Raw genomic sequence first — 7,436 nt, forward strand, 5'->3', positions numbered from 1 at the left:
TGTCGAGCTTTAGCGAGGCTGCGAAGGCGGCAGCAGTGTCAACATTGATGCTGCCTGACCCACCGCTATCGCAGCCTCGCTAAAGCTCGACAGCTCCCACACTGGATTTTCGTTTATGCGCCACTTGTGCATTTCCTCCGGACAAATCCCACAACGGGGGCTCCCCTCCTGCGCCCTCCCGATGGTAGTGTGTGAAATTGTTTCTGACCTTTCGATCAGACATTTCTCACTCACTCCCTGCAAAGGAATGCCCCCAGCAATGGATTTTTCCCTCAAGCAACTGGCCGTAGCCACCCTGATGGCCGCCAGCCTTTCGGTGTTCACCACCCAAGCTCAAGCCAACCTCACCCCACAACAGAACGCCGTCATCCTGAAGACCTTCAGCGATGCCTCGGTCAAGGATTTCCGGCAGTTCCTCGCCAGCCTGGCCAAGAATGACGTGGCCAAGAGCGACAACCTCGGCCCGGCCATCAGTGCCTTTCTCGACAACAAGGACCTGAGCGCCGACCAGCAGAATGAAATCCATCGCCTGCTGGGCCTGTATGCGCGGGTGAAGTACGGTGCGGCCGCCACTGAAACCCTGCGTGAGCTGGTGGAGATCCCGACCTTCCAGGTCGCCGGCGTGGCCCAGCACGACAATCCCGAGTTCATCAAGATCGCCGCCAAGATCAAGAGCCTGGCCGAGTCGTTCAACCTGAACTTCCGCAACATCGACAACCGCGTCTACGAGATTTCCCTGGAAGGCAGCGGCGATGAAGTGGTCGGCATCCACGCTCACGCGGACGTGGTACCGGTAACCCCGGAAAACTGGGTGCTCAAGGACGGCACCAAGCTCGACCCATTCAAGGTCACGCTGATCGGCGACCGGATGTATGGTCGCGGCACCGAGGATGACAAGAACGGCATCGTGGTGGCGATGTACGCGATGAAGGTGATCAAGGAAGAGAAGCTGCCGCTGGCGCGCAATTTCAAGCTGCTGGTGGACACCACCGAGGAAACCTCCGGCGACGCGATCCCGTACTACTTCGAGCACAACCCAACGCCCAACTACAACCTGGCGCTGGACGGCGGCTACCCGGTGGTGATCGCCGAGAAAGGCTACGGCACGGTCATGGCCAAGTTCCCCAAGCGCAAGGCTGAAGGCAAAGGCGCAGAAATCATCTCGATGACCGGCGGCAAGGCCACCAACCAGATTCCGTCGGCGTCGGTGGTGACATTGCTCAGCGACAAGCCTGCCGAACTGGCCGCCAGCCTGCAAAAGGCCGGCAGCGAGTACGCCAAGCGCAATGGCGGCGACTTTGAAGTGGCGGCCAAGGTCGTCGGCAAGGACGTTCAGTTGACCGTCACTGGCGTGTCCGCCCACTCCTCCGAACCGGAATCCGGGGTGAACCCGGTAGCCAGGGTCCTCGACTTCCTCAACAGCCTCGACGGCAAGGTCGCGCTCAAGCACAACCAGTTCACCGACGCCGCGCACTACGCCGCCAACAACTGGGGCCTGGATTACCTGGGTGCCAAGCTGGGCGTGGGCTTCTCCGATGCGTTCATGGGCCCGCTGACCACCTCGCTGACCTATGTGGGCGAAGATGACACTACCTTCAAGCTGGCGGTCAACCTGCGGGTGCCAAAGGGCAAGTCACCGGAAGCGCTCAAGGCCGAAATCGCCGACAAGCTCAGCGCCTGGACCAAGAAAAACCACGTGGCTGTGACCTTCGATTACTCGATCGCCGAGCCGATGTACCGCAACCCTGAGGGCGAGTGGGTCAAGGCGCTGTTGGCGGTGGCCAGCGAGAACCTGGGCATGGAGCACAAGTACGGCACGTCTGCCGGCGCTACCTCGGTGCATGAGCTGCCCAACGGCGTGCAATTCGGCCTGGCACGGCCGGAGGTCAAGTACACCGGCCATACCGACAACGAGTTCAAGACCGTCGACCAGTTCCTGCTGGACCTGCAGATCGTCACCGAAATGATGGGCCGCATCGGGCAACTGCCGAAGCTCTGACCTGCCCTTCGGACCCGCCGTCCTGGCGGGTCCACTAAGCGATACGCCAGCCTTTCGATGCTCGCCGCTGCGCGAGGAACCGGGCATAGCGCCCTTGCCTTGCGGTCAATTGCTCAGGCGTGCCCTGCTCCACGATCCGGCCTTCATCGAGCACCACGATCTGGTCGGCCATCACCACCGTCGACAACTGATGCGCGATCACGATCAGCGTGCATGTGCCGCGCAAGCGTGCCAGGGTTTCGGCGATGACCGCCTGGTTCTCGGCGTCCAGTGCTGCCGTGGCTTCGTCCACCAGCAGGATCGGCGCGCCCTTGATCAACGCACGGGCGATCGCGACACGCTGACGCTCGCCACCGGACAGGCGTGCCCCGCCCTCACCCACCGTGGTCGACAGGCCCATGGGCAGGCGCTCGATAATCTCTTGCACGCCAGCCTGCCGCGCGGCCTCCAGTACTTGTGCGTCGCTGGCGTCGGGTTTGCCGAGGCGAATGTTGTCGGCGACGCTGCCCTGGAACAGGTACGTGTCCTGGAAGATCTGGCTGATCTGCGCGTTGAGCTGCTCACCGGACATCTGTCGCACATCCACGCCACCGATACACACCTGGCCCTGGCTGACCTCGAAAAACCGTGCGACCAACCGCAACAGCGTGGTCTTGCCCGAACCGGAAGCCCCCACCAGCGCGGTCATGCTGCCGGGCTCAATACGCAGGTTCACCCCGCGCAGCACGTCCCGCGAACCGGCCGCGTGGCGAAAGCTCACATCGAACAATTCCACCGAGGCATCCCGTGGAGGTTGCGGCGCGCTCGGCGCCTTCAGGGGCGACGCGGCCAATATCTCGCGCACCGCCTCAAGCTGCACCCCGGCGCCGCGCAACGTTTCGCCATAGCCGGCCACCTCCAGCAACGGGTCAATGAAGCGGCTGACCAGCAACAGCGACACCATCACTGCAATCACCGAGCCCACGTGCAAGGCATTTCCCAGGTAAGCGTCAAGCCAAAGCGCGGCGGCGATCAACAAGGCCGCGAACACCACCTGCACCAGCCACATGTTCAGCAGAATCGAGGTCGCGGACAGCAGGATCAGGCGCGCCCCGGTCACGTGCTGCTGCTCGATCGCCCGTTGCAGGAACACCGAGCTGCCGCCGCCACTGAAGGCACGCAACACCGACTGCGACTGGGCGAACTCCAGCATGCGCTGGCTGGTGTCGGCCGAGCTGCGCTGGAACGCCCGGTCGGCGCGCCGCCCAAGGCGGGCGCTGAGCCAGAACGCACCGCCGAGAATCGGCAACGCCAGCAAGGCAATCAGGCCCATTTTCCAGTGCAGCACAAACAACGCCAGTACCAGCACCAATGGCGTCACCACGCCGCTGAGCACCGGAGTAAATACATGGGCCGGCAGCTGAGCCACGGCCATCATGCCCTGGGTCACCACCTGGTTGAGCCGCGCCGTGTTATCGGGCGTGAACCAACCGACAGGCAGTTCGGCCACATGGTCGCCGATGCGCTGGCGCCCGCCTTGCAGCACCGCCACACCCACCGCGACGCCAGCCTTTTCAACCTCGCGTCGCGTGGCCCAACACGTCGCCACCGCCGCCAGGAACACCACCAGCCACAACGCCGCTTCGGCCAGATCACCGTTGAGCATGTCGGTGAGTACCGGCACCAGGGCGGCGAGGGTCAGCCCGCACAGCGCACCGTAGAACATCACTTTCCCGACATAGCGACGGAAGACCGGCCCGTCATCGCCCAACAGTTCGATAAAGGTTTTCAGCATGTCGGCAGCGCCTGTTCGCGGGTCTGTTTGTAACCGCCCGACGCCCACAGGCGCGCATAACGGCCCTCTTGCGCGATCAGTCGAGGATGGGTGCCCTGTTCAACAATACGGCCGTTTTCCAGCACGATGATGTGGTCGGCGTGCATCACGGTATCGAGGCGATGGGCAATCACCAACAACGTGCGCCCTTGGGCGAAGCGCGACAGCGCCTCCTGGATTGCCACCTCGTTTGCAGCATCGGCGGCGGCCGTGGGTTCATCCAGCACCAGCACCGGCGGCGCCAGCAATACTGCGCGGGCGATGCTGATACGCTGCTGCTCGCCACCGGACAACTGCGCGTCCTCGCCGATCACCGAGGCATAGCCCCGTGGCAAGCCGATGATGCACTCATGAATATTCGCGGCCCGTGCGGCCGCCTCGATTTCCTTGCGGCTGGCGCTGGGCCGGCCGAGGGCGATGTTTTCGGCAACGCTGGCGTGGACCAGGCGCACCTCTTGCAGCACAAAGCCGATCAGGTTGTAGAGCTGCGAGGTCTCGATCTGCCGCAGGTCGACGGCGCCCAGGGTGATACGCCCCTCGGTCGGGTCAAAAAACCGCAGCAGCAGGCGCGCCAGGGTCGACTTGCCCGAACCCGAGGCGCCGACGATGGCGGTTACGGTGCCAGGCTTGAGGGTAAAGCTGATGTTCGACAGTACCGGGTGCTGCGGGTCGTAGGCGTACCCGAGGTTTTCGACGCGTACTTCGGCGTCCTTGGGCAAGCGTTCGCACCCCGGCTCCACCTGCGCCAGCACCGGCGTCGCCAGCAGTGCCTGCACGCGCTGGGCCGCGCCGGTGGCGTTGTCCAGATCATGCACGATGTAACTCAGCAGCATCAGTGGCGCGCAAATGCCCGGTGCGACAATGGCGAACGGCAGCACCTCCACCGCGCTGATCCAGCCCAGGCTGACAAACACCAGGCCAAACGTCAGCACCATGGCGAGCACCGTCACCGGGGCGATCATCGCGTTGGCATTGGCCATCGTCCCCACCAGTGGCCGGGTGAACTCAACGAAGGCTTCGCTGAACTCATCTACCGCCTTGCGGTAACTGGCGTGGGCCTTGCCGGTGGCACCGAAGGCCTTGACCACCGGAATGCCGTTGACGAACTCGACCACCGCGTTATTGACCCGGGTCATGCGCTCGACAAAGGACTGCATGTGGCTGCCGCTGGCTTTCATCGCCCGGGTAAAAAACAGCAAAAACCCCGGAAACGGCAACAGCGAGACCAGCGCCATGCGCCAGTCCACCATGAACAGATAAGCCGCCGACAGCAGCACGGCCCCGGCACAACGGCCCACGGTGGTGTAGAAATGCGCAGTCAGGCTGTGCAGGGTGCCGATGTCATCCTGCATCGCCTGCTTGACCTCGCCCGACGCCCGCTCGGTGAACCAGCCCAGCGGCACCTGGCTCAGGCGCTGGGCGATGGCCAGGCGCAAGTGGCGAGTGATGTGGTTGTCGGCCAGGTGCGCGACCGTCTCCGCAACTGTCATCAACAGCAGGCCCGCGAACAGGCTCGCCAGGCTGAGGCTGATGGTCAACCAGACCTCGCCCGATGCCTGGGCCATCGACGGCGCGCCGAGGGCGACCCTGGCGATATGCACAATGCCCCCCAGCGGCACCAGCGTCAGCATACTGCCCACACCGGCCAGCAGTGCCGCAGCGATCAGTCGCCCGCGCACCGGCCGCAACACTTGCGAGACCGCGCCCCGCCCCCTGGGTTTGGCCGCAGCCACATCCTTGTTACTCATGAAGTCTCCCTGACTGAATGAGCCTTTGCTCGCCCTTACCTTATCTTCCGAACGAGCGGCCAAAACCCTCAATCGAAACCTCAAGGAATTTTCAGGCAGGGGCGCGGACCGTCACCCAATAGCGGGTGCGCCGCACCACCTGGATCGGCAACGCGGCGGCCAGGTTGTCCAGCGCCAGGTCGGTGTTGTCCAGGTGCAATACACCGCTGACCCGCAGCATCGCCACCTCAGGCGCACAGCGCAGTACACCGGGGCGGTAGCGTCCCAGTTCGGCGATCAGTTCGTCCAGCCGGGTGCCATCGGCCACCAACAGGCCCTTGACCCAGGCGATGCTGCGGTCAGTCACTGCTGCGGTCGGCTGCACGGTGTCCCTGGAAACCGTGGCGCCTTGACCTGCCTCCACCCGCGCACCTGCGCCATGGTCGGGCTGCACCTGCACGGCGCCCTCAAGCACGGCCAACTGGCAGTTGCCGTCGTCGCATTGGCGCAGGCTGAAACGCGTGCCCAGGGCATGAAACACGCCCTGGCGACTCTGCACCCGAAACGGCCGGGGTGACGGCGCGGTCGTGATGAAGACCTCGCCGGCCCGCAGCAGCACCAGGCGCTGGTCGTCATCGAACTGCACGTCAATTGCTGAAGCCGGGCCCAATACCAGGCGGGTACCGTCGGGCAATACCACTTCGCGAACTTCACCGGTGCGGGTGCTATGGCCGGCACTCGCCAGTTGCCAGGCGTCTGTGTGGCGCACGCCGTAGGTGAGGCCACCGGCTGCGACCAACAGGCCCAGCAGGCGCAGGGTGCTCCGGCGGTCGGGGGAGTCGGGAGCGTCGGGTTCGGCCAGGCTGTGCCTGGCCACCGGCGCGGGGATGCTGTGGAGTTTTTGTTCGAAGCCCAGCAGGCGCGTCCAGGCCAGTTCGTGATGGGGATGTTCGGCGCGCCAGTGCAGGCAGTTGGCGTGGTCTTCGGCGCTGGCGTCATCGGCCCACAGGCGGGCCATCCAGGCGGCGGCGCGCTCGATGATATCCGGGGAGATTGGCTGCTCGGTCGACATTGCGAGGGTCAGCCGTACAGGGTCTGGTAGCAGGCCAGCAGGCCCGCGGCGATGTACTTTTCCACCGAGGAGACGGAGACCTGGAGCTCGGCGGCGATCTCGCGGTAGCTCAGGCCATCGAGCTTGCACAGCAACAGGGCCTGGCGCGCCTTGGGTGGCAGGCTGTGCAGGGCGGCGTCGATTTGGATCAGGGCCTCGATGGCCAGGGCGCGGGTTTCTTCATCGGGGGCGCAGGATTCGGGCAACAGGGCCAGGGCTTGCAGGTAGGCGGATTCGATCTGGCGGCGGCGGTAGAGGTCGATGACCAGGCCGTTGGCGATCTGGGTCAGGTGCCGCCGGGATTCGCCGGTGGGCGGGAGTTGGCCCTTGCGCATGAGTTGCAGGTAGACGTCGTGGGCCAGGTCGGCGGCGTCGAATGCGTTGCCCAGCTTGCGGCGCAACAGGGTACGTAGCCAGGCGTTGTGGTCGACGTATAGATTTTCAACCTGGCGTTGAAAGGCGAACTGTCCGATGTTCACAAACCTCTCCTTTTACCCAATGGGCCCGGGGGTGCTGGGGCGATTGGGCTGGTAATGATTTGCAAGACTATCGGCTCTGGGCTGCGGGTGCAATGCGGGGGGCTAGCGGGGGGGATGGCGGGGTTATGGGTACATATCCGTTGCTGCGGTCACGGCTGCTATTGGTTCCGCTCTTACAGCGGCTCACTTTTGAAAAGCGCAAAAGTAAGCAAAACGCTCTTGCCCCACCACTCGGCACCTCGCTTAGGCTCGGTGTGCCCTCACTCCGGCTTTGGACCGTGGGCCGCCGTCATGGGCCATCCTTGGC

The 7,436-nt window shown here is 64.3% G+C and carries 5 protein-coding genes; 1 reads left to right on the forward strand and 4 read right to left on the reverse strand.

The window, feature by feature from the left end:
• The first annotated feature begins 259 nt into the window (after positions 1-259).
• Positions 260-1,999: a dipeptidase gene (locus HX817_RS30490; protein ID WP_177029379.1), complete on the forward strand. Its 1,740-nt coding sequence runs from the start codon at positions 260-262 to the stop codon at positions 1,997-1,999.
• A gap of 34 nt (positions 2,000-2,033) precedes the next feature.
• Here HX817_RS30490 and HX817_RS30495 read toward each other — a convergent pair whose 3' ends face one another.
• From HX817_RS30495 to HX817_RS30510, 4 genes are all read right to left on the reverse strand, one after another.
• Positions 2,034-3,773: an ABC transporter ATP-binding protein gene (locus HX817_RS30495; RefSeq protein ID WP_177042295.1), complete on the reverse strand. Its 1,740-nt coding sequence runs from the start codon at positions 3,771-3,773 to the stop codon at positions 2,034-2,036.
• Positions 3,767-5,560: an ABC transporter ATP-binding protein gene (locus tag HX817_RS30500; RefSeq protein ID WP_177042297.1), complete on the reverse strand. Its 1,794-nt coding sequence runs from the start codon at positions 5,558-5,560 to the stop codon at positions 3,767-3,769. The genes HX817_RS30495 and HX817_RS30500 overlap by 7 nt, the downstream gene beginning before the upstream one ends.
• Positions 5,561-5,651: 91 nt before the next feature.
• Entirely contained in the window at positions 5,652-6,611 is a 960-nt protein-coding gene (locus HX817_RS30505; protein ID WP_177042299.1) for a FecR domain-containing protein, read from the reverse strand.
• Positions 6,612-6,619: 8 nt separating this feature from the next.
• Positions 6,620-7,129: a sigma-70 family RNA polymerase sigma factor gene (locus tag HX817_RS30510; protein ID WP_177042301.1), complete on the reverse strand. Its 510-nt coding sequence runs from the start codon at positions 7,127-7,129 to the stop codon at positions 6,620-6,622.
• Positions 7,130-7,436: the final 307 nt, after the last annotated feature.

It is taken from the genome of Pseudomonas sp. C6002 (genome assembly GCF_013385805.1).
GTDB lineage: Bacteria > Pseudomonadota > Gammaproteobacteria > Pseudomonadales > Pseudomonadaceae > Aquipseudomonas.